Source organism: Actinomadura formosensis NBRC 14204, from assembly GCF_001552155.1.
Lineage (GTDB): Bacteria > Actinomycetota > Actinomycetes > Streptosporangiales > Streptosporangiaceae > Spirillospora > Spirillospora formosensis.
In genome coordinates, this window is record NZ_BCQQ01000030.1 from 1 (window position 1) to 20,708 (window position 20,708).

At 74.6% G+C, this 20,708-nt stretch carries 20 protein-coding genes and 1 tRNA gene; 12 read left to right on the plus strand and 9 right to left on the minus strand.

Annotated features, from left to right (window positions below):
• On the plus strand, positions 1 to 324 hold a 324-nt coding region (locus AF1_RS10490; RefSeq protein WP_409360247.1), incomplete at its 5' end, for a hypothetical protein.
• A gap of 6 nt (positions 325 to 330) precedes the next feature.
• Here the strand turns inward: AF1_RS10490 and AF1_RS10495 are convergent.
• Genes AF1_RS10495 through moaA form a run of 3 tightly spaced genes read right to left on the minus strand, consistent with a single transcriptional unit; the run spans position 331 to position 2,212 of the window.
• Positions 331 to 621 carry a DUF6457 domain-containing protein gene (locus AF1_RS10495; RefSeq protein ID WP_067795840.1) on the minus strand — a complete coding sequence of 97 codons (291 nt, stop codon included), beginning with the start codon at positions 619 to 621 and terminating at the stop codon, positions 331 to 333.
• Positions 622 to 668: 47 nt separating this feature from the next.
• Positions 669 to 1,223, minus strand: coding sequence for a molybdenum cofactor guanylyltransferase (gene mobA / locus AF1_RS10500; protein ID WP_174548839.1), 555 nt, complete (start codon positions 1,221 to 1,223; stop codon positions 669 to 671).
• Positions 1,223 to 2,212, minus strand: a complete 990-nt coding sequence (moaA, locus tag AF1_RS10505) for a GTP 3',8-cyclase MoaA (RefSeq protein WP_067795846.1) — start codon at positions 2,210 to 2,212, stop codon at positions 1,223 to 1,225. Before moaA ends, mobA begins: the two co-directional genes overlap by 1 nt.
• A 142-nt stretch (positions 2,213 to 2,354) precedes the next feature.
• On the opposite strand from moaA, the gene AF1_RS10510 reads away from it, so the two are divergent.
• On the plus strand, positions 2,355 to 3,164 hold the full coding sequence (locus tag AF1_RS10510; RefSeq protein WP_067795848.1) for an alpha/beta hydrolase: 810 nt from the start codon (positions 2,355 to 2,357) through the stop codon (positions 3,162 to 3,164).
• 24 nt (positions 3,165 to 3,188) lie between these two features.
• On the opposite strand, the gene AF1_RS10515 is transcribed toward AF1_RS10510, so the two are convergent.
• The gene (locus AF1_RS10515) at positions 3,189 to 4,382 is read right to left on the minus strand and encodes an RtcB family protein (protein WP_067795851.1); all 1,194 of its coding nucleotides are present in this window, start codon (positions 4,380 to 4,382) and stop codon (positions 3,189 to 3,191) included.
• Between the two features lie 101 nt (positions 4,383 to 4,483).
• Complete coding sequence (locus AF1_RS10520; protein ID WP_067795854.1) at positions 4,484 to 6,220, minus strand: SelB domain-containing protein; 1,737 nt, start codon at positions 6,218 to 6,220, stop codon at positions 4,484 to 4,486.
• A gap of 402 nt (positions 6,221 to 6,622) precedes the next feature.
• Between AF1_RS10520 and AF1_RS10525 the strand changes: the two genes are divergently transcribed.
• Together AF1_RS10525 and AF1_RS10530 are read left to right on the plus strand one after the other, a co-directional pair.
• Positions 6,623 to 8,053 carry an MFS transporter gene (locus tag AF1_RS10525; protein ID WP_067795856.1) on the plus strand — a complete coding sequence of 477 codons (1,431 nt, stop codon included), beginning with the start codon at positions 6,623 to 6,625 and terminating at the stop codon, positions 8,051 to 8,053.
• Between the two features lie 165 nt (positions 8,054 to 8,218).
• Entirely contained in the window at positions 8,219 to 10,099 is a 1,881-nt protein-coding gene (locus AF1_RS10530; RefSeq protein WP_067795859.1) for a propionyl-CoA synthetase, read from the plus strand.
• Here the strand turns inward: AF1_RS10530 and AF1_RS10535 are convergent.
• Together AF1_RS10535 and selD are read right to left on the minus strand one after the other, a co-directional pair.
• On the minus strand, positions 10,096 to 10,371 hold the full coding sequence (locus AF1_RS10535) for a hypothetical protein (protein WP_067795861.1): 276 nt from the start codon (positions 10,369 to 10,371) through the stop codon (positions 10,096 to 10,098). The genes AF1_RS10530 and AF1_RS10535 overlap by 4 nt on opposite strands.
• 87 nt (positions 10,372 to 10,458) lie before the next feature.
• A complete protein-coding gene (gene selD / locus AF1_RS10540; protein ID WP_207393968.1) occupies positions 10,459 to 11,451 on the minus strand; it encodes a selenide, water dikinase SelD in 993 nt (330 codons plus the stop codon).
• A gap of 177 nt (positions 11,452 to 11,628) precedes the next feature.
• Here selD and AF1_RS10545 point away from each other — a divergent pair, with 177 nt between their 5' ends.
• The 3 genes from AF1_RS10545 to AF1_RS10555 all read left to right on the plus strand — a co-directional run bounded on the left by AF1_RS10545 (position 11,629) and on the right by AF1_RS10555 (position 13,793).
• On the plus strand, positions 11,629 to 13,470 hold the full coding sequence (locus AF1_RS10545; RefSeq protein ID WP_067795864.1) for an AMP-dependent synthetase/ligase: 1,842 nt from the start codon (positions 11,629 to 11,631) through the stop codon (positions 13,468 to 13,470).
• A gap of 10 nt (positions 13,471 to 13,480) precedes the next feature.
• Positions 13,481 to 13,576, plus strand: a tRNA-Sec gene (locus AF1_RS10550).
• Between the two features lie 34 nt (positions 13,577 to 13,610).
• Complete coding sequence (locus AF1_RS10555; protein ID WP_067795867.1) at positions 13,611 to 13,793, plus strand: DUF3099 domain-containing protein; 183 nt, start codon at positions 13,611 to 13,613, stop codon at positions 13,791 to 13,793.
• Positions 13,794 to 13,800: 7 nt separating this feature from the next.
• On the opposite strand, the gene AF1_RS10560 is transcribed toward AF1_RS10555, so the two are convergent.
• Positions 13,801 to 14,127: a DUF4333 domain-containing protein gene (locus AF1_RS10560; RefSeq protein ID WP_067795869.1), complete on the minus strand. Its 327-nt coding sequence runs from the start codon at positions 14,125 to 14,127 to the stop codon at positions 13,801 to 13,803.
• Between the two features lie 194 nt (positions 14,128 to 14,321).
• On the opposite strand from AF1_RS10560, the gene fdhD reads away from it, so the two are divergent.
• From fdhD to AF1_RS10580, 4 genes are all read left to right on the plus strand, one after another.
• Positions 14,322 to 15,134 (plus strand): formate dehydrogenase accessory sulfurtransferase FdhD, encoded by an 813-nt coding sequence (gene fdhD / locus AF1_RS10565; protein WP_067795872.1) that lies wholly within the window; start codon positions 14,322 to 14,324, stop codon positions 15,132 to 15,134.
• Positions 15,135 to 15,286: 152 nt separating this feature from the next.
• Positions 15,287 to 16,273, plus strand: coding sequence for an alpha/beta fold hydrolase (locus AF1_RS10570; protein WP_084262755.1), 987 nt, complete (start codon positions 15,287 to 15,289; stop codon positions 16,271 to 16,273).
• A gap of 23 nt (positions 16,274 to 16,296) precedes the next feature.
• Positions 16,297 to 17,910: a phytoene desaturase family protein gene (locus AF1_RS10575; RefSeq protein ID WP_067795875.1), complete on the plus strand. Its 1,614-nt coding sequence runs from the start codon at positions 16,297 to 16,299 to the stop codon at positions 17,908 to 17,910.
• 142 nt (positions 17,911 to 18,052) lie between these two features.
• Complete coding sequence (locus AF1_RS10580; RefSeq protein WP_067795878.1) at positions 18,053 to 18,487, plus strand: CBS domain-containing protein; 435 nt, start codon at positions 18,053 to 18,055, stop codon at positions 18,485 to 18,487.
• A 13-nt stretch (positions 18,488 to 18,500) separates the two neighbouring features.
• On the opposite strand, the gene yczR is transcribed toward AF1_RS10580, so the two are convergent.
• Complete coding sequence (gene yczR, locus AF1_RS10585; protein WP_067795881.1) at positions 18,501 to 19,967, minus strand: MocR-like transcription factor YczR; 1,467 nt, start codon at positions 19,965 to 19,967, stop codon at positions 18,501 to 18,503.
• 118 nt (positions 19,968 to 20,085) lie between these two features.
• Here yczR and yczE point away from each other — a divergent pair, with 118 nt between their 5' ends.
• Positions 20,086 to 20,679, plus strand: coding sequence for a membrane protein YczE (gene yczE, locus AF1_RS10590; RefSeq protein WP_407642189.1), 594 nt, complete (start codon positions 20,086 to 20,088; stop codon positions 20,677 to 20,679).
• The last annotated feature ends 29 nt before the right edge of the window (positions 20,680 to 20,708 follow it).

Consider the following 20,708-nt stretch of genomic DNA (forward strand, 5'->3'; position numbering starts at 1 on the left):
GCCGGCGCCGCCGGCACGCGGGCCGGGCCGAAACCCGGGGCGGGAACGTTCCCGCCCCGGCGGCTGTGCCACAGTTGCCGGATGACCGACTCCGCTTCCGGGACCGGCCCCGACGAACTGCAGTGCTCCGCCAAGGGCTGCCGCGCCGCCGCCGTGTGGGCGCTGCGGTGGAACAACCCGAAGATCCACACTCCGGACCGGCGGAAGATCTGGCTGGCCTGCGCCGAGCACCGCGAGAGCCTGTCGGCGTTCCTCGGCCGCCGCGACTTCCTCAAGGACGTGGTCCCCGTCGCCGACCGCGACGCGCCCCCGCGGGAGGGTTAGGCCGGGTCAGGCCTCGTCGAGGACGGGCTCGCCGGCCGGCTCCGGAACCTCGGGCTGCGCGGGCGCTTCGTCCTTCCAGCCCTCGGCCATCTCGGTCAGCCGGGCGGCGGCGTCCCGCGCGGGCGTGCCGCGCCCCACCGCGAGGCCGAGGAGATACGCCGTCAGCGGCGCGCCCGGCCGCGCGACGCCGTGCGCGACGTCGCGGGCGAGGTCGAGGATCAGGCCCTGGTCGATGTCGCCGCGTTCCAGGCCGAGTTCGCGGCACACCGCGCTGATCCAGTCCTCAAGCACCGACATGGGTCCCCCCTTCGATGGTCACGGCCGCCCTGCCCGCTTCCCCACGATCAAAGCAGACGCTCGGCGGCGGCCAGCTCTTGGGGGGTATCGCAGTCGTACCAGGCGGGACGCGTGCCCCCCGGCAGCGCGACCGTGGCGGGCTCCAGGGGGCCGAGGAGGCCGCGCAGGGACGCGCCCGTATAGCCGTCCAGCGCCTCCCGCAGGGCGCCGGCACGCCAGCAGCCGGCGAGCCACTGCCTGCGGCCCTCCCCGTCCAGCAGGACGGCGCCGGGGCGCTCCCCCATCGCGTCCAGCAGCCGGGCGACGTGGACGGGACGCAGGAACGGCATGTCCGCGGCCAGCAGTGCGAGGCACGGCGCGCGGACCTCGGCGAGCCCGGTGCGCAGCGCGGGCACCGGCCCGGCGCCCGGCGGGTCCTCGCGGACGACGACGGCGCCCGGCAGGACGTCCCGCCGCGGGCCCACCACGATCAGCCGGGACGCGTCCGCCACGGCGGCGGCGGTCCATTCGATGAGGGTGCGTCCGCCGACGGGCGCGGCGGGCTTGTCGGCGCCGAACCGCCGGGCCCGCCCGCCGGCCAGCAGGACGGCGTCGAAGCCCATCAGCCGCCGATCGCCGACATGGGCCGGGCGGGCTGCAGGAACGACGGGTCGTCGATGCCGTGCCCGGCGCGCTTGCCCCAGACCGCCTTGCGCCAGCGGTCGGCCAGTTCGGTGTCGGTGGCGCCGCCGCGCAGCGCGTCCCGCAGATTCGACTCCTCGGTCGCGAAGAGGCAGTTGCGGATCTGCCCGTCGGCGGTGAGCCGGACCCGGTCACAGGCGCCGCAGAACGGCCGGGTCACCGAGCCGATCACGCCGACCGTCTCCGGGCCGCCGCCGATCACGAACGACTCGGCGGGCGCGCTGCCCCGCTCGTGCTCCCCGTCCGGCGCGAGGTCGAACTCGGCGGACAGCAGGTCCAGGATCTCGTCCGCGGTGACCATGTTCTCCCGGGTCCAGCCGTGCTGGGCGTCCAGCGGCATCTGCTCGATGAACCGCAGCCGGTAGCCGTGCTCCAGGCAGTAGCGCAGCAGCGGCGCGGCCTCGTGGTCGTTGATCCCGCGCATCAGCACCGTGTTGATCTTCACCGGCTCCAGCCCGGCGTCCCGCGCGGCGGCGAGGCCCGTGAGGACGTCCGCCAGCCGGTCGCGGTGCGCGAGGCGCTTGAACGTGTCGCAGTCGAGGGTGTCGAGCGAGACGTTCACCCGGTCGAGCCCGGCCTCGGCGAGCGGCGCGGCCAGCCGGCCGAGCCCGATGCCGTTGGTGGTGAGCGAGATCTGCGGGCGCGGCGTCAGCTCCGCCGTCCGCGCCACGATGCCGGCCAGGCCGCGCCGCAGCAGCGGCTCGCCGCCGGTGTAGCGGACCTCGGTGATCCCGAGGTCGCGGACGGCGAGGCCGACCAGCCGGATCACCTCGTCGTCGGTGAGCAGCTCGGGCTTCGGCAGCCAGTCCAGTCCCTCCGGCGGCATGCAGTACGAACACCGCAGGTTGCAGCGGTCGGTGAGCGAGACCCGCAGGTCCGTCGCGGTACGGCCGAAGGTGTCGACCAGCACGGGCGCCCCTTCCTGCTGGCCGGCGGCCCGCTCCTGCGGCCCGCCGGGGATTGCGGTCGGTCCCACCAGCCTATTGCGGTGGTTGACGATTCGTCGCATCCCGTTGGACCGTTACGGTCTGCCGAGCATCAGGGAGGCCGGGGTGGCGACGGTGCGGGAGTGGGAGTTCGCGGGGACGCGGGGCGCGATCACCGCCCGGATCTGGGCGGACGGCGAGCCGCGGTACGTCGCGGTGCTCGTGCACGGCTACGGCGAGCACCTCGGCCGCTACGACCATGTGGCGAACGTCCTGGTCCGGCATGGCGCCGTCGTGTGCGGGCCCGACCACATGGACCACGGCCGCTCCGCCGGCGACCGCGTGCTGATCGAGGACTACGAGGACGTGGTCGCCGACGTGCACACGGTCGTGGAGGCCGCGCGCGGCGACCACCCCGGGCTGCCCGTCGTCATGATCGGCCACTCGATGGGCGGGCTGATCGCCGCCCGGTACGCGCAGTCGCACGGACGCCAGCTTGACGCGCTGGTGCTGTCGGGGCCGGTGCTCGGCCGCTGGCACGCCGTGGACGAGCTGCTCCCGCTGGAGGAGATGCCGGACGCGCCCATCGACACCTCCACACTGTCGCGTGACCCGGCCGTCGGCGAGGCGTACACCGCGGACCCGCTCGTCTGGCACGGCCCCTTCAACAAGACCACGATCCAGGCCCTCGACACCGCGCTGCGCCGCGTCAACGAGCACGGTTCCCTCGGTGCGCTGCCGACCCTCTACCTGCACGGCGAGGCCGACGAACTGGTCCGGCCGGCGGACACCCGCATCGGCATCGAGGCGATCCGCGGCGGCGACCTGACCGAACGCCTCTACCCCGGGGCCCGCCACGAGGTCTTCAACGAGACCAACCGCGAGGAGGTCCTCGCCGACGTCACGGCGTTCATCGACCGCGCGCTCACCCGGTGACGCGGCCCGCCCCCGGCCGGTGCCTCAGCCCTTGACGCAGATCAGCTGGCGGAGGCGGGCGACCACCTCGACCAGGTCGGACTGGGCGGCCATGACGGTCTCCAGGTCCTTGTAGGCGCCGGGGATCTCGTCGACGACACCGCCGTCCTTGCGGCACTCGACGCCCCTGGTCTGCTCGATCAGGTCGTCCACCGTGAAGCTCTTGCGGGCCTTGTTGCGGCTCATCCTGCGGCCGGCGCCGTGCGAGGCGGAGTTGTAGGCGGTCTCGTTGCCGAGGCCGCGGACGATGTAGGTGCCGGTCGCCATCGAGCCGGGGATGATGCCGAGGTCGCCGGCGCCGGCGCGGATCGCGCCCTTGCGGGTGACGAGCAGCTCGGCACCGCCGTACTCCTCCTCCGCCACGTAGTTGTGGTGGCAGGAGATGATCTCGCCCCACCGGCAGCGCTTCCCGCCGAACCGGCCGGTCACGACGTTCTGCGCGAGCGCCATCATGACGGCGCGGTTGCGGCGCGCGTACTCCTGCGCCCAGAACAGGTCGTGGCGGTAGGCGTCCATCTTCGCGGTGCCGGTGAGGAACACGGCGAGGTCGGGGTCCGGGAGGTCCTGGTTGTGCGGGAGCTCGCGGGCGGCCTCGATGTGGCGCTCGGCCAGCTCGTTGCCGATGTTGCGCGACCCCGAGTGCAGCACGAGCCAGATCGCGCCGCCGTCGTCCGCGCACAGCTCCAGGAAGTGGTTGCCGCCGCCGAGCGTGCCCATCTGCGCGCGGGCGCGGCCGAGGCGGGGCCGGGCGGCCGGGTGCAGGTCGTCGAAACCCTTCCAGAAGTCGTACCAGCCGCGTTCCTTCAGGTTGGGGAGCGCGGAGGGGTCCACGGCGGTCTTGTGGGAGCCGCGCCCGACGGGGATCGCCTTCTCCAGCCGGCCCCGCAGCCCGGACAGGTCGTCCGGCATGTCCTCGACGGTGAGGGACGACTTGACCGCGGTCATCCCGCAGCCGATGTCGACGCCGACGGCCGCCGGCGACACCGCGTTCTTCATCGCGATGACGGAGCCGACGGTGGCGCCCTTGCCGTAGTGGACGTCGGGCATCACCGCGAGGCCCTCCACCCACGGCAGGGCGGAGACGTTGCGGAGCTGGTCGAGGGCGAGATCCTCGACGGCGGCCGGGTCGGTCCACATCCGGATGGGAACGCGGCCGCCCTTGAGCGTCTGGTACGGCATGCCTTCTCCTTGATCGACGGGAACCGGACCGCGATCAATGAGGCCAGAGTCACCGGCCGCCGTTCAACCGGTTTTCCCGTCCCGGAGGGTTTCGGCGCCGGTCAGGAGCGGCGGCGTTCGGTGAGGCCGAGCCGGTCCAGATGGCGCAGCAGGGCGATGGCGACCTGGCGGCTGGTCGCCAGGGCCTCGCCCGCCTGGCCGGGCGTGAACGGCTGCGGCAGGCCGTTCAGCACGCGCAGCGCCTCCCGGTCGGCCCCCGGCAGCAGGACGGTCTCGTCGTCGATGCGCAGCACGGCGCCCGCGCGCTCGGCGGCGGCGAGCAGTTCGCCGGTGAGGCCGAGTTCTTCGAGGCGCTCGGCGGTGGGCGGCGTGAACGGGGCGCCGGCGAGGTCGGCGCGGAGCCGTTCGACCGGCTCCGCCCAGGGCGGGGGCGGTGCGGTGGCTATCGCGGACGAGGCGGCCGGCCGCGGCGCGGGTTCGGGCTCGGGCGGGGGGCCGTAGACCCGCCCCGCGTCCACCCGCAGCGGCGGCCGGACGAGCGCGGTGACGAGCTGCCGGGCCGGGAGGCCGAGCCGCAGCCGGACGGTCTCCAGCGGGATGCCGGGCGCGCGGGGGCTGCCCGCGGCGTGCCGGGACGTCTCCTCGGCGAGCCGCTCGAACAGCGACGCCCAGTGCGCCGGATCGGCGACCCACTCGCCGTTCAGCGTGACCGCGTCCGGCGGCGGCGCGCAGCCCATCAGCGTCAGCTCCGAGCGGCGCAGCACTCCGTGCCGGCGCAGCACGATCGTGCCGTCCGGGCGGTCCGGCCAGGACGCCAGCTCCCGCGCGCGGGCCACGGAGGCACCGCGCCGCACGAGGGTCGGCGGCCGGACGTCCAGCACGCTCACCCCGGCGATCGAGCGGCGCGCCGGGTCGCGCAGGACGCCGGTGTCGCCGAGGTGCAGGGCGAGCCGGGTGTTCAGGGTGAGCCGGGCGGTGTCGGGGCCGAGTGGCCGCAGCCGCACCGCGACGGCGGCGGCGCCGAGGTGCAGCGTCATCTGCCGCGCGAGCCGGCCGGACGCCGCGCCGAACCGGGTGCGGACGTCGACGCAGGTGGTGCGGGTCCAGGCGCCGGGCGTGACGAGGGCCATGCCGGCGTCCACCCGCCCGGCGTCGCAGAAGGTCAGCACGATGCGGGAGACACCGCCGACCGTCTCGCACGGCTCCCCCGCGCAGCCGATCGTCCGGACCCGGACGCGTTCCCCGGCGGGCATGAGGAGCAGCTCGTCGCCGACCGTGACCGTCCCGGCGGTGAGGGTGCCGGTGACGGCGGCCTGCCGTCCGGCGGTGATGGCGTGGTCCACCCAGAGCCGCACCGGGGCGTCCGGATCGGGGACGGGGAGCCGCCCGGCGAGCCGGTCGAGCGCGGCGGCCAGGTCGTCCATCCCGGCGCCGGTGACGGTGCTGACGGCGACGGTCTCCACGCCGTGCAGCGCGGTGCCGGCGAGCCGCTCGCGGGCCTGCCGCAGCGCCGGCTTCGGGTCGGCGGCGTCGGACTTGGTGATCGCGAGGACGCCGGCCCGGACGCCGAGCGCGCCGAGGGCGTCCAGGTGCTCGCCGGTCTGCGGCATCCATCCCTCGTCGGCGGCGACGGCGAGCAGCGCGGCGGGCGCGGGCGCGGCGCCCGCGAGCATCGCCGGGACGGACTGCTCGTCGCCGGGGGCGTCCACGAACGCCAGGCGCCGGCCCGAGGGCAGTTTCGTCCAGGCGCCCGTCTCGCCGGGCTCCCTGCCGGTGAGGGCGCGCACGAGCGCCGACTTGCCGTGCCCACCGTGGCCGGCGGTGGTGACGACCTGCATCAGCGTCCTTTCCGGGAAGGGACGCGGCAGGAGGGGGCACGGCGGGCCGGGCGGGCGGAGGCCGCGCGGGAACGGGCCGTCCGGGGGAGCGCAGCGCGGGGGTGGTGCAGACGAAGGTCCACGGAGGACAACCCTACGGAGGCCGGGGCTCCGCGCAAAACCCGACCCCGCACCCGCCGCGGTTCAGCGGAACACACTGCTCTCACGTCAACCGCGAACGACCCGGGGACATCACCGGTTCACCCGCGGCCGGAACCGGCATCGCCCGGTTCCGGACACCCCCCGGCGGTAACGAGCGGCAAATCCGGCCTACCTACACTTACCGGACCTGACACTTGACCAACCTGAGCACGGACTGCGCCGCGCGGCCGGACCCCCGCCGACCGGCCACGGGAGGTTCGCATGACCGGTGCCCCGGCCACGGCGCACGCGGCGACCGGGCACCGCGCCGCGGGTCCCGCGCGCACGGGCCGCACCCTGCTCGCGCTGGCCGCCGCCGGGATGGTCGTCTCGGTGCAGCAGACCGTCGTGCTGCCGCTGCTGCCCCAGCTCATGGCCCGCTTCGACGCCCCGATCACCGACGTGACCTGGGTGTTCACCGCGTCACTGCTGGCCGGCGCGGTCGCCACCCCGCTGCTGGCGCGGTTCGGCGACATGTACGGCAAGAAGCGGATGATCCTGCTGGCCCTCGTCCTGCTGCTGGCCGGCTCGGTGCTCTGCGCGGTGTCCGGCTCGCTGCCGGCGCTGATCGCCGGGCGGACCCTGCAGGGCGTCTCGGCCTCGATGATCCCGCTGGCCATCGGCATGATCAGGGACACCTTCCCGCGCGACCGGATCACCACGGCGATCGGCATCGTGAGCGCGACGATGGGCGTCGGCGGCAGCGCCGGCATGATCGTGACCGGGCTGATCGCCGACCGCACCGACAGCCACCACCCGGTGTTCTGGATCACCGCCGCGCTGGCCGCGGTCGCGCTGGTGCTGGTCGCGGTGGCGGCCCACGACGTCGGCGTGCGGGCCGGCGGCCGTCCCGACCTCGCGGGCGCGGCGCTGCTCGCCGCCTGGCTGGTCTGCCTGCTGCTCGGCATCAGCCAGGGCGACGCGTGGGGCTGGACGTCCGGCGGCGTCCTCGCCCTGTTCGGCTGCGCCGCCGCGCTGTGCGGGGTGTGGGTCGCGGTCGAACTGCGGGTCCGCGCCCCGCTGGTGCGGCTGAACCTGCTGGTCGGGCCCCGGTCGCTGTCGGCCAACGCCGTCTCGGCGCTGCTCGGCTTCTCGATGTTCGCCGCGTTCACGCTGATCGCCGGGTTCGTGCAGGCCCCGTCCGGCGCGGCCGGGTACGGGCTGGACGGCTCGGTCCTGGACGTCGGCCTCTACATGCTGCCGAGCACGGTCACCATGCTGGTGTTCTCGGCGATGGCCGGGCGGTTCACGGCCCGGATCGGCCCCGCCTTCACGCTCGCGGTCGGGTCGGCGTTCGCCGGCCTGTGCTACGGGTGGCTGGCGGTGTCCAACTCGCACGTGTCCGACATGCTCGTGTTCAGCGCCCTCCAGGGCACCGGGTTCGGGATCGCCTACGCGGCGCTCGGCACGCTCGCCGTCCAGCACGTCCCGATGGACCAGAGCGGCATCGCCAGCGGGATCAACTCGCTCGTCCGCACCGCGGGCGGCAGCGTGGCGGGCGCCGTCACCGCGTCCGTCCTGGCCGGGCGGGCGGCCGACGGCACCGGGCTGCCGACCCTCGGCGCCTACGAGCTGTGCTTCTGGATCGTCGCCGCGGGCGCCGCGGTGGCCGCGCTCATCGCCGTCGTCCACGGCCTGCGGCACCCCGACTGACGAGCCCGCGCCCGGGAACCGGACGCAGGCCGGGCGGCGCGGACCCTTGACGAACCGGCCCCGCGCCGTGCCCTATAGGGGTGCGGCCCGAATCACGAACCGGGCCGCACCGCAGACCAGGGCCACGGAGCCCGCTGGAGCCGGGCCCGTCATCGGGAGGACGACATGGGCGCCTACGCGGCCGCGTACGAACGCAGCATCGCCGACCCGACCCGCTTCTGGGGGCTGGCGGCGCGCGACGTCCGCTGGCTCGTCCCGCCGGACCGGGTGCTGGACGACGGGGCGCCGCCGTTCTACCGCTGGTTCACCGGCGGTGAGCTCAACACCTGCGACAACGCGCTCGACCGGCATGTCGAGGAGGGCCGCGGCGACCAGGCCGCGCTGATCTACGACAGTCCCGTCACCGGGACGGTGCGCACCTACACCTACCGGGAGCTGACCGGCCTGGTCGCCCGGTTCGCCGGGGCGCTGCGCGCGCAGGGCGTCGGGCGCGGCGACCGCGTCGTCATCTACCTGCCGATGGTGCCCGAGGCGGTCATCGCGATGCTCGCGTGCGCCCGGCTCGGCGCGGTGCACTCGGTCGTCTTCGGCGGGTTCGCGGCGCGCGAGCTGGCCGTCCGCATCGACGACGCCCGCCCCAAGGCGATCGTGTCGGCGTCCTGCGGGATCGAGCGGGGCCGGGTCGTGCCCTACAAGCCGCTGCTGGACCAGGCGCTGGAGATGGCGCGGCACAAGGTCGAGCGGTGCGTGATCCGGCAGCGCGAGCAGTTGCACGCCGACCTCGTCCGGCCGCGGGACATCGAATGGGACGAGGCGGTCGCCGCCGCCGAGCCCGCCGGGTGCGTGCCCGTCGCCGCCACCGACCCGCTCTACATCCTGTACACCTCCGGGACGACCGGGCGGCCGAAGGGCGTCGTCCGCGACAACGGCGGGCACGCGGTCGCGCTGCGCTGGTCGATGGAGAACGTGTTCGGCGTCGGGCCCGGCGACGTGTTCTGGGCCGCCTCCGACGTCGGCTGGGTCGTCGGACACTCCTACATCGTGTACGCGCCGCTGCTGACCGGCTGCACGACCGTCCTGTACGAGGGCAAGCCGGTGGGGACGCCGGACGCGGGCGCGTTCTGGCGGGTCGCCGCGCAGCACCGGGTGAAGGCGCTGTTCACCGCGCCGACCGCGATCCGCGCGATCAAGAAGGAGGATCCGGAGGGCGCGCTGCTCGCCGGGTACGACCTGTCGGCGCTGGACACGCTGTTCCTCGCCGGTGAGCGGCTCGACCCCGACACCTACCGCTGGGCGTCGCGCGTGCTGGACCGGCCGGTGATCGACCACTGGTGGCAGACCGAGACCGGCTGGCCGATCGTGGCGAACCTGCGCGGGCTGGAACCGATGCCGGTCAAGCCGGGGTCGCCGTCGGTGCCGGTGCCCGGATACGACGTGCGGATCCTCGACCCGGACGGCGCGGACGTCCCGCCCGGCACGGACGGCGACATCGCGATCCGGCTGCCGCTGCCGCCCGGCACGCTGCCCACCCTGTGGCAGGACGACGAGCGGTTCGTCGAGTCGTACCTGACGAAGTTCCCCGGGCACTACCTGACCGGGGACGGCGGGCACATCGACGAGGACGGCTACGTGTGGGTGATGGGCCGCACCGACGACGTGATCAACGTGGCCGGGCACCGGCTGTCCACGGGGACGATGGAGGAGGTCATCTCGTCGCATCCGGCCGTCGCCGAGTGCGCGGTCATCGGCGTCCAGGACACGCTCAAGGGGCAGGTCCCGCGCGGGCTCGTGGTGCTCAAGAGCGGGGTGGTGGCCGAGCCGGAGGAGCTGGCCGCCGAACTCGTCGCGCTGGTGCGCGAGCAGGTCGGGCCGGTCGCCGCGCTGAAGGAGATCACGGTCGTCCCGGCGCTGCCGAAGACGCGGTCGGGCAAGATCCTGCGCGGCGTGATGCGGGGCATCGCCGACGGGCAGGAGGTGCAGGTGCCGTCCACCATCGAGGATCCGGACGTGCTGGACGACCTGCGTCCCGTCCTGCGCGGCTCCTAGGGGCGGGGGCCGGTGCGTTTCGGCCAGCACGCCGCCACCAGGTAGACGCCGACCACCGCCAGCCCGATCTGCAGCGCCGTCTCCCAGGGGCTCCAGCCGCCCTCGCCCAGCCCGAACACATGCGCGAGGCCCGTCCCGGCGAACGCGGCGACGACGCCGGCCGCCATCAGGAGCCAGAGGGGCATGCCGGGGCGGCCCGGCACGAGCAGCCGCCCCAGGATCCCGATCGTCGCGCCGAGGACGACGGCACCGGTGAGCCCCGTGATCGTCATGTGGCCTGCGCTCCTTCACTGCCCCGCCCGGCGGGCGGGTCTACAGCTCTACCCGTGTCCGGGGCGGCGACACACCGCCGGCGTCCCTCAGCGGACGATGAGCGTGTGCCGTGCCCGCGGGACGAGCTCGCCGATGACCGGGGCGCCCGGGATCTCGCCGGCGACCAGCAGCCCGCCGGAGGTCTGCGCGTCGGCCAGCAGCAGCCGCTCCTCCTCGGCGATCCGACGGAAGCCGGTGTGCGGGGACACCCACGCCAGGTTGCGCCGGGTGCCGCCGGGCACGAAGCCGTCCCGGACGGCGGCCCGCGCCCCGTCCAGGTACGGCACGGCGGAGGCGTCCACGACGGCCGTGACGCCGCTCGCCCGCGCCAGCTTGTAGAGGTGGCCGAGCAGCCCGAACCCGGTGACGTCGGTCGCGCACGCGGCGCCGCGCTCGATCGCGGCGAGCGCCGCCTCGGCGTTGAGCCGCGTCATCGTCTCCACCGCGTGCGGGAACACCTCCCCGGTCGCCCTGTGCCGGGCGAGGAGGACGCCGGTGCCGAGCGGCTTGGTCAGCGTCAGCGGCATGCCGGGGCGGCCCGCGTCCAGCGTGAGCAGCCGGTCCGGGTCGGCGATCCCGGTCACGGCGAGGCCGTACTTGGGTTCGGGGTCGTCGATGCTGTGCCCGCCCGCGATCGCGCAGCCGGCGAGCGCCGCGACGTCCCGGCCGCCGCGCAGGACCTCGCGGGCCAGTTCGACGGGCAGCGTGTCGACGGGCCAGCCGAGCAGGTTGACGGCCATCAGCGGCTCGCCGCCGACCGCGTAGACGTCCGACAGCGCGTTGGCGGCGGTGACGCGGCCCCAGTCGTAGGCGTCGTCGACCACCGGGGTGAAGAAGTCGGCGGTGGACACCACGGCCCGGCCGCCGCCGATGCGCAGCACGGCCGCGTCGTCGCCGTCCGGTCCGCCGACGAGCAGCGCGTCGTCCCCGCCGGTGAGACCGGTCACGACCCGCTCCAGCAGGCCGGGCGGGATCTTGCATGCGCAGCCGCCGCCGCGGGCGTACTGCGTCAGGCGGGCGGTGGGGATGAGGCGGGCCACCCGCACGATTTAACGCACAAGCCCCATAAATGATCAAGGAGCGGACAGTACGCGGGCGGTCACGATGGGCCGAACACTCCGCCCGACCAGGGCGGAAATCCGGAGACCCCTTGTCCGAACCGCGTTCGGCATGATGCGATTCCCCTCTGCAAGTCAGCGCTTACAGCAAGGGGCGACATGGGGATTCGGGAACAGCGGGCCGAACTCGACCGGGCCGTCGCGGGAGAGACGATCTGCACCAGCCTGGCCGCGACCGCGCGGGCGCACGGCGGGCGGCCCGCCTACTCCGACCGGATCGACGGCGAATGGAAGACCCTGACCTGGGCCGGCACCCGGACCCGCGCGCTGGAGACGGCCGCCGGGTTCGCCGCCCTCGGCCTTGCGCCCGGCGACGTCGTCGCGCTGATGATGCCGAACCGTTCCGAGCACGTCCTCGCCGACCTCGGCGCCGTCCACGCGGGCGGCGTCCCCGCCACCGTGTACGCGACGCTCGCGCCCGACCAGGTCGCGTTCGTGGCCGGCCACTGCTCGGCCAGGTACGCCGTCCTGGACGGCGAGGACCAGCTCGCCCGCTGGCGGCCCGTCCTGGACCGGCTCCCCGACCTCCGCAAGATCATCGTGGTGGACGCCGACGCCTGCCCGCCCGGCGACCGCTACCTCACCTGGGACGCCTTCACGGCCCTCGGCCGCGAGCGCCTCGCCGCCGACCCGGCCGAGATCGACCGCCGGTGGCGGGCCGTCAAGCCCGAGGACACCGTCACCCTGCTCTACACCTCCGGCACCACCGGCGACCCCAAGGGCGTCCTGATCACCCACTCGATGGTGCTGCAGGAGGCGGAGATGGTGAAGCGCAGCTCCGCGCTGCCCGAGCACCCGGCCGGTGTCTCCTACCTGCCGTTCGCGCACATCGCCGACCGCGTCCTCAGCTACTACCTGCCGGTCCGGCTGGCGTCCCACATCCACTTCTGCCCCGACCCGGCCCAGCTCACGACGGTCCTGGGCGAGGTGCGCCCGCACTCGTTCTTCGGCGTGCCCCGCGTCTGGGAGAAGATCATGGCCGGGATCCAGGCCGTCCTGTCCACCGAGCAGGACCCGGCCAGGAAACAGGCCGTCGCGGGCGCCCTGGACGCCGGCCGCGCCTATGTGACGGCCCAGGAGTACGGCAACACGCCCACCCCCGAGATCACCGCCGCGTTCGAGGCGGCCGACAAGGCCGTCCTCACCCCGATGCGCGCCCTGCTCGGCCTGGACCGCGTCCACCAGGCGTCCAGCGCCGCCGCGCCGCTGCCGGTCGAGGTCGCCCGCTTCTTCGCCGGCCTCGGCCTGAAGATCTTCGACGCCTACGGGATGACGGAGACGACCGGCGCCGTCACCGCCAACCTCGCCGACTCCTTCAAGCTCGGCACCGTCGGCCGCCCGTTCACCGGCGTCGAGCTGAAGCTCGCGGGCGACGGCGAGATCCTCGTCCGCAGCGCCACCTGCACCCCCGGCTACCTGCACCGGCCGGACGCGACCGCCGACCTCCTCGACGCCGGCGGGTGGGTGCGCACCGGCGACATCGGCCGCCTCGACGCCGACGGCTTCCTCACCGTCGTCGACCGCAAGAAGGAACTGATCATCACCGCGGGCGGCGAGAACATCGCCCCGTCCCTGATCGAGAACCACCTCAAGGAGCATCCGCTCATCGGCCAGGCCCTCGCCTTCGGCGACCGCCGCCCCTACATCGTCGCCCTCATCACCCTCGACGGCGAGGTCGCCCCCGTGTGGGCCGCCGCCCACGGCATCGACTCCACCGACCTCGCCGCCCTCGCCGAGCACCCCCTCGTCCTGGACGAGGTCGCCAAGGCCGTCGAGGACGCCAACACCCGCCTGGCCCGCGTCCAGCAGGTCAAGAAGTGGCGCCTGCTGCCCGCCGAATGGACCGCCGAGAGCGAGGAGCTGACCCCGACCCTCAAACTCAAGCGCCGCGTCGTCCACGCCAAGTACTCCCCCGCCATCGACGCCCTCTACGGCGGCTAAGATCGCCTGCGGAGGCGTGTGAGCGCCTGGTGGCCTCCCCGGCCTTCAAAGCCGACGGTCCCGAGGATCTCGGGACGGCGGGTTCGATTCCCGTACGCCTCCGCCACCTCCGCCCGGCCGGGGCGGCGTACGGTGGGTACATGAGGCGGCGCAGGCTGGCCTACGCGATCATGATGGGGACGTGCCTCACGCTGTTCGTCCTGTCGTGGACCGTGGTGCGGCTGTGGTCGCACCCCGCGGCGATCGCGATGGCGGTGGTGGCGCTGGCCATCCCGCCGTTCGCGGCGATCGTGGCGAACTGGAACATCGACCGCCGCGACTGACGGCGCGTCAGCCGGCGCCCTTCGGCTGCGGGGGCTCCTTCATGGTGAAGCGGACCTGGTCGCCCTCGACCGAGGTGACGGTCACGGTCAGCGGGTAGGTGCCGCCCTTGCCGTCCTTGACCGTGCACTGGACGGTGGCGCCGACCTCGCCCTTGAGGTCCTCCGGGCATTCGGCGGTGGCCGGGCCGATGCCGCCGTCGTCGAAGGGCGGGCCGAACTTCGCGACGATCTCCTTCTCCACCGTGCCGGCGGAGACGGTCTTGGTCAGCTCGCAGCCGGCGGTGGTCAGCGCCAGACCGCCGAGCAGGGCGGATACGAGCAGGAACTTGCGCATTGGTGGTGGTACTCCCCGTGTGTCGGTGCGGCGGCCCCTGGTCCCCGTGGGCCGCCGATCGGTACGTTCCGATGCTCGGTCCCCGGGCGCCCCGTGCGCCAGGGCGTCCCGTCCCGACGAAAAAGGGACCATGAACGGGACGCACCCGTCCGAACTTTTCTTTACCCGCGGGCTTCCTGGGTACGGTTCCGTCCATGGGGCGGATCACCGTGCGCAGGCCCGTGCTGCGGCTGAGCACGACCGGGACTCGGGGCCGCAGGCCCGACACGCTCGCGGTGGAGGAGCCGCTGGAGATCCGCGTCGCCGGGAAGCCGCTCACGATCACGATGCGGACACCCGGGCACGACTTCGATCTGGTCGCCGGGTTCCTGGCGGCCGAGGGCCTGATCGGGGACGCGCGGGACCTCAGGGCCATGCGGTACTGCGCCGACACGGCCGAGCAGAACACGCTGGACGTCGCGCTGGCGCCCGGGGTGCCGCCGCCGGGCGACTCGATGACCCGCGCGTTCACGACGACCAGTGCGTGCGGCGTATGCGGGAAGTCGAGCATCGAGGCGCTGCGCGCCGGCCGGCCCTACGAGGTGGCCGGCGATCCGGTGCGGCTCGCGCCGCAGGTGCTGGCGGCGCTCCCCGGCCGGCTGCGGAAGGCGCAGCGGGTGTTCGACCGGACGGGCGGGCTGCACGCCGCCGGGCTGTTCGACGCGGGCGGCGGGCCGCTGGCCGTGCGCGAGGACGTCGGGCGGCACAACGCGGTCGACAAGGTGATCGGGTGGGCGCTGCGGCAGGGACGGCTGCCGCTCGCCGGGACGGTCCTGATGGTCAGCGGGCGCGCGTCCTTCGAGCTGACGCAGAAGGCGATGACGGCGGGCGTGCCGGTGCTGGCGGCGGTGTCGGCGCCGTCGTCGCTGGCGGTGGAGCTCGCCGAGGACGCCGGCATGACGCTCGTCGGGTTCGTGCGGGGCGAGAGCATGAACGTCTATGCGGGTGCGGAGCGCATCGCCCCGTGAGGGCGGCACTCGCCATCACGCACATCGGCTCGTTCCGCATCGTCCTGCCCGAGTGCCCGGGCCGCCGCGCCGCGCGGGCGTCGCTTCGCGCCGTGGCGGGGCTCACGCCGCGTCGCCTTGACCGCGGGACGATTCGGCGATTCATTAGCAGGATGTCCAATAAAGCGGCCGGCGCCGCCCCGGCCCGCAGGCGCCGGGTCCGCGGCGACGGCGTCGACCTGGCCGTCTACGAGCAGGGCGACCGGTCGCGGCCGACGGTCCTGCTCGTGCACGGCTACCCCGACACCCACGCGGTGTGGGACGAGGTGGCCGGGCGGCTCGCCGGGCGGTTCCACGTCGTCCGGTACGACGTGCGCGGCGCGGGCGTGTCGTCTCGGCCGTTCGGGCGCAGGCGCTACACGTTCGACTACCTGATGTCCGACATGTGTGCCGTGCTGGACGCCACCGCCCCCGAGCGCGAGGTGCATCTGGTGGGGCACGACTGGGGATCGATCCAGGCGTGGGAGGCGGTCTGCACGATGCCGGACCGGTTCGCCTCCTTCACCTCGATCTCCGGGCCCTGCCTGGACCACGTGGGGCACTGGATGCGGCGCAACCTGGCCCGGCCCACCCCGTCCAACCTGAAGCGGGCGGCGGGGCAGGGCCTGCGCTCGTCCTACATCTACTTCTTCCAACTGCCGCTGCTACCGGAACTGCTGTGGGGGGCGGGCCTGGCGACGCTGTTCACCCGCGCCCTCGCCGCGGGCGAGGACGTCGCGCCGCGCCCCGGCCACCCGGCGAGGACGGTGGCGCGCGACGCCGCGGCCGGGGTCGGGCTGTACCGGGCGAACATGCTGCACAGGCTCCGCCGGCCGCGCGACCGGCGCACGGACGTGCCGACGCAGGTCATCGTCCCCACCAGGGACCTGTTCGTGTCGCCGCACCTGGTGGGCGGGCTCGCCGGACGCGTCCCGAACCTGTCGCTCCGTACCGTCGAGGCCGGGCACTGGGTGCCGCGCAGCCATCCCGGCGTCGTCGCGCACTGGATCATCGAGCACATCACGGGCGTCCAGGGCGGTTCGCTCACCGCCGCCGGGCCCCGCACGCCCGGAGCGCGCCCGGGACCGGATCGTCGCTCCGTCCGCTCCGGCCGCCCGTAGGGTGATCACCCGGGGGGTGCCACATGGTGGACGCCGTGGTCATCGGGGCGGGCCACAACGGGCTCGTCGCGGCGAACATGCTGGCCGACGCGGGCTGGGACGTGGCGGTCCTGGAGGCGCAGCCGGAGCCGGGCGGCGCCGTGCGCAGCGACCGGGGCGTCCATCCCGACTACGTCAGCGACGTGTGCAGCGCGTTCTACCCGCTCGGCGTGGCGTCCCCGGCGATGCGCGCGCTGGACCTCCAGCGGTACGGGGTGCGGTGGCGGCATGCGCCCGCCGTCCTCGCCCACCCGCTGCCGGACGGGCGCTGCGCCGTCCTTGAGCGCGACCGTGACGCGACCGCCGCGAACCTCGACGCGCTCGGCGCGGGCGACGGTGCGGCGTGGCTGCGGCTGTGCGGGCTCTGGGACGAGATCGGGGAGGAGGTCCTGCGCGCCCTGTTCACCCCGTTCCCGCCGGTCCGGGCCGCACTGCCGCTGGCGGCCGCGATGCGCCGCGCGGGCGGGCTGCGCGTCGCGCGGTCGCTGCTGGCGCCCGCCCGCACGCTGGGTGAGCAGGAGTTCGCCGGGCCGGGCGGGCGGCTGCTGCTCGCCGGGTCGGCGCTGCACACCGACCTGTTCCCCGAGTCGACGGCCGGGGCGCTGTTCGGCTGGCTGCTCGCGATGATCGGGCAGCGGTACGGCTGGCCGGTGCCCGAGGGCGGGGCGGGCGAGCTGACGGCCGCGCTGGTGCGGCGGCTGGAGTCGCGGGGCGGGCGCGTCCACTGCGACACCCCGGTCACGTCCGTCGTGGTGCGGAACGGGCGCGCGCTCGGGGTGCGGACCGCGTCCGGGGAGCCGGTGCGCGCCGCCCGGGCCGTGCTCGCGGACGTGTCCGCACCCGCCCTGTACGGCGGCCTGGTCGGCTGGTCCGACCTGCCCGCATCGCTGCGCGCGGACATGCGCCGGTTCGGCTGGGACCAGGCCACTTTCAAGGTCGACTGGGCGCTGTCGGGCCCCATTCCCTGGTCGTCCCCCGGCGCCGGGCGTGCCGGGACCGTCCACCTGTCCCCCGGCATGGACGCGCTGACCGGCCACAGCGCGCATCTCGCCACCGGCCGCGTCCCGGCCGAGCCGTTCGCGCTCCTCGGCCAGATGACGGTCGCCGACCCCGCCCGCTCGCCCGCCGGGACCGAGTCGGTGTGGGCGTACACGCACGTCCCTCACCGGGTGAAGGCCGACGCCGGGCCGGACGGGATCACCGGCACCTGGGACGAACGCGAGCAGGCCGCCATGGCCGACCGCGTGGAGCACATGGTGGAGCGCCTCGCGCCCGGCTTCCGCGCACGGATCGCCGGCCGCCGTGTCATCGCGCCGCCCGCCTTCCAGGCCCACGACGCCAACCTGGTGAACGGCGCGCTCAACGGCGGAACCTCGCTGATCCACCAGCAGCTCGTGTTCCGCCCCGTTCCGGGCCTCGGACGCGCCGAGACCCCGGTCGCGGGCCTCTACCTGGCGTCCGCGTCCGCCCATCCGGGCGGCGGCGTCCACGGCGCCTGCGGAGCCAACGCCGCCCGCGCCGCGCTCGCCCACGCGGGCCCCGCGGGACGCCTCCTCACCCCCGCCCTCAACGCGCTGGGCCGCCTCCTCGCCCCGTAGCCGCGGGGCAAGTGCCGTGAACGGTTTGCCGCGGCGGGCTTTCCCTCGGCGCCGGAACATGCGACCTTGACAGAACAGGCCCGGCGACCGGCACGGCGGCCGTCGCCCCCACGGGCCCGAAACCGGCACCGGAGCGTGAGACATGCGGATTCGCGACATCCTGCGGCGTAAGGGAGACACGGTCACCACGGTGCGGCCCGAGGCCACCGTGCGGCAGTTGCTCGCCGTCCTGGCGGAGCACAACATCGGAGCGGTGGTGGTCTCGCCCGACGGCGCGGCGATCGCCGGCATCGTCTCCGAGCGCGACGTGGTGCGGCGGCTGCACGACGCCGGCGCGGGGCTGCTCGACCGTCCCGTCACCGACATCATGACCACCGAGGTCCACACCTGCGGTCCCGGCGCCGAGGTGGAGGAGCTGCGCGGCACCATGACCGAGCACCGGTTCCGGCACGTGCCCATCGTCGAGAACGGCCGGCTCACCGGGATCGTCAGCATCGGCGACGTCGTCAAGAGCGCCATCGACGAGCTGCAGAGCGAGCGTGAGCACCTCGTCGGCTACATCCAGGGCGCGCCTTGACGCGGGCTCCCGGTCAGACGTAGGCGGGCAGGGGACGGGCGGCGGGGGCCGACCGAACCTCGCGGTAGGCGAGGGCGAGGCGTTCGGCGGCCAGGCGCAGCGTGTCGGGCGGCAGCACGTACGGCAGCCGGACGTAGTCCTCCAGGACGCCGTCCGCGCCGAACACCGGGCCGGCGACGACCCGGACGCCGAGCCGCTCGGCCGCCTCGGCGAGCGCCGTGGCGACGGGCGTGCCGATCCGCGCCCACAGCGACATGCCGCCGCCCGGCAGCCGGAACTCCCAGCCGGGCAGCAGCTCGCGCAGTGCCCCGGCGAGCGCGTCCCGGCCGCGTAGCAGGCTCTCCGCGCGCTCGGCGCGCACCTCCTCCACCCGCAGCAGCAGTTCCCGGACGATCAGCTGGTCGAGCACCGGGCTGGCCATGTCGAACGGCTCGCGGGCCAGCGTCAGGCGGCGGGCCAGCGGCGCGGTCGCGCGGATCCAGCCGATGCGCAGCCCGCCCCACAGCAGCTTGGACGCCGACCCGACCGTGATGACCCGGCCGCCGGTGTCGTAGGCGGCGAGCGGCGGCTCGCGCGGCGCGTCGAGGTCGTGGGCGAGGTCGGCGAACGTCTCGTCGGCGACGAGGAACGCGTCGGCGCGCCGTCCGGCGTCGACGAGCGCGGCCCGGTCGTCGGCCGCCATCAGGTGGCCGGTCGGGTTCTGGAAGTCGGGGATCGTGTACGCCATCCGGACGGCGGCCTGCCGCATGGCGCCCGCGGCGAGTTCGACGTCCCAGCCCTCGTTGACGCCGACGGGGACGAGCCTGGCGCCGCGGCGGCGCAGCGCGCCGAGCGCGTGCGGGTAGGTGGGCCGCTCGACCATGACGGCGTCGCCCGCCTCCACGAGCAGGTGTGACAGCAGCGTGAACGCGTGCTGCGCGCCGGTGGTGACGACGATCTGGTCGGCCCGGGTCGGGACGCCGCGCGCCGCGTACCCGTCCGCGATGACCTGCCGCAGGCTCGCGAGACCGGCGGGCTCGTAGCCGGGTCCGGAGCTGTAGCGGGGCAACTCGTCGACGGCGGCGGCGACGGCCTCGGCGAAGATCGCCGGCGCACCGGGGGTGGCGCAGCCGAGGTCGATGAAGGACGCGTCGTCCGGCGCGGGGTGGGCCCTGCCGAACCGGCCGCCCGGCGGCGCGGGGCGCGGCTCGGCGGACGACATCCGCACCGGGGGCAGCGCCGTCCAGCTGCCCGCGCCCTGCCGGCTCTCGATGTACCCCTCGTCGCGGAGCCGGTCGTAGGCGGTCGTCACGGTGGTGCGGCTGACGCCGAGGGCGGCGGCGAGGTCGCGTTCGGCGGGCAGCCGGGTCCGCAGCGCGAGCCGCCCGTCCAGGACGAGGCCGCGCACGGACCGGGCCAGCGCGGCATAGACGGGGCGCTCCCGCGACACGTCCCCCAGGAGGCGGGCCAGGTGCGGTCCGCTCACATAACGCGTGCTCATGCAAGCCACTTTTACACATTGGCCCTATATTTGCCAGGCCACTTTGCGTCAGGGTAGGCGAAAAGATGGCCACTCATGGGCTGAGGAGCGGGCAATGGCCTTGATAACGCGTCGGCTGGTGCAACTTTATGCCGGATTGGCCTTCTACGGGCTCGGTATCGCACTCCAGGTGGCGTCCGGACTCGGCAACGACCCGTGGGACGTCCTCCACCAGGGCCTCTCCCGCCGCTTCGGCCTGTCGATCGGCGTGTGGATCATCATCACGGGCGCGGTCGTGATGCTGGCGTGGATTCCACTGCGGCAGCGGCCCGGCATCGGGACGATCAGCAACGTCATCCTCATCGGCGCCTTCGCGGACCTGTTCCTGTGGCTGCTGCCCACGCCGGACGCGCTCGCCGCGCGCTGGGCCTACCTGATCACGGCGGTCCTGGTGGGCGGCTTCGCGACCGGCTGCTACATCGGCGCCGGGCTCGGCCCCGGCCCGCGCGACGGGCTGATGACCGGACTCGCCGCGCGGGGCCACTCGATCCGGGTGGTGCGGACGGCGATCGAGCTGACCGTGCTCGGCACCGGCTGGCTGCTCGGCGGCACCGTCGGCGTCGGGACGCTCCTGTACGCGGTCGCGATCGGGCCGCTGACCCACGTCCTGCTGCCCGCCCTGACGGTCAAGCCTCCCGCCGCGGCGCCCGAACCCGAGCCGGTCCGCGTCTAGAAGTGCACCGAGCCGGGGCGGCGGCGACC

Bases quoted from the DNA above. Each gene is read 5' to 3' on its own strand.
- AF1_RS10570 (WP_084262755.1), top strand. From the start codon at position 15,287: ATGTCCAATAAAGCGGCCGGCGCCGCCCCGGCCCGCAGGCGCCGGGTC.
- AF1_RS10520 (WP_067795854.1), bottom strand. From the start codon at position 6,220: ATGCAGGTCGTCACCACCGCCGGCCACGGTGGGCACGGCAAGTCGGCG.
- AF1_RS10495 (WP_067795840.1), bottom strand. From the start codon at position 621: ATGTCGGTGCTTGAGGACTGGATCAGCGCGGTGTGCCGCGAACTCGGC.
- AF1_RS10530 (WP_067795859.1), top strand. From the start codon at position 8,219: ATGGGCGCCTACGCGGCCGCGTACGAACGCAGCATCGCCGACCCGACC.
- AF1_RS10575 (WP_067795875.1), top strand. From the start codon at position 16,297: ATGGTGGACGCCGTGGTCATCGGGGCGGGCCACAACGGGCTCGTCGCG.
- AF1_RS10560 (WP_067795869.1), bottom strand. From the start codon at position 14,127: ATGCGCAAGTTCCTGCTCGTATCCGCCCTGCTCGGCGGTCTGGCGCTG.
- mobA (WP_174548839.1), bottom strand. From the start codon at position 1,223: ATGGGCTTCGACGCCGTCCTGCTGGCCGGCGGGCGGGCCCGGCGGTTC.
- AF1_RS10555 (WP_067795867.1), top strand. From the start codon at position 13,611: ATGAGGCGGCGCAGGCTGGCCTACGCGATCATGATGGGGACGTGCCTC.
- AF1_RS10545 (WP_067795864.1), top strand. From the start codon at position 11,629: ATGGGGATTCGGGAACAGCGGGCCGAACTCGACCGGGCCGTCGCGGGA.
- yczR (WP_067795881.1), bottom strand. From the start codon at position 19,967: ATGAGCACGCGTTATGTGAGCGGACCGCACCTGGCCCGCCTCCTGGGG.
- AF1_RS10580 (WP_067795878.1), top strand. From the start codon at position 18,053: ATGCGGATTCGCGACATCCTGCGGCGTAAGGGAGACACGGTCACCACG.
- fdhD (WP_067795872.1), top strand. From the start codon at position 14,322: ATGGGGCGGATCACCGTGCGCAGGCCCGTGCTGCGGCTGAGCACGACC.
- AF1_RS10515 (WP_067795851.1), bottom strand. From the start codon at position 4,382: ATGCCGTACCAGACGCTCAAGGGCGGCCGCGTTCCCATCCGGATGTGG.
- AF1_RS10525 (WP_067795856.1), top strand. From the start codon at position 6,623: ATGACCGGTGCCCCGGCCACGGCGCACGCGGCGACCGGGCACCGCGCC.
- AF1_RS10535 (WP_067795861.1), bottom strand. From the start codon at position 10,371: ATGACGATCACGGGGCTCACCGGTGCCGTCGTCCTCGGCGCGACGATC.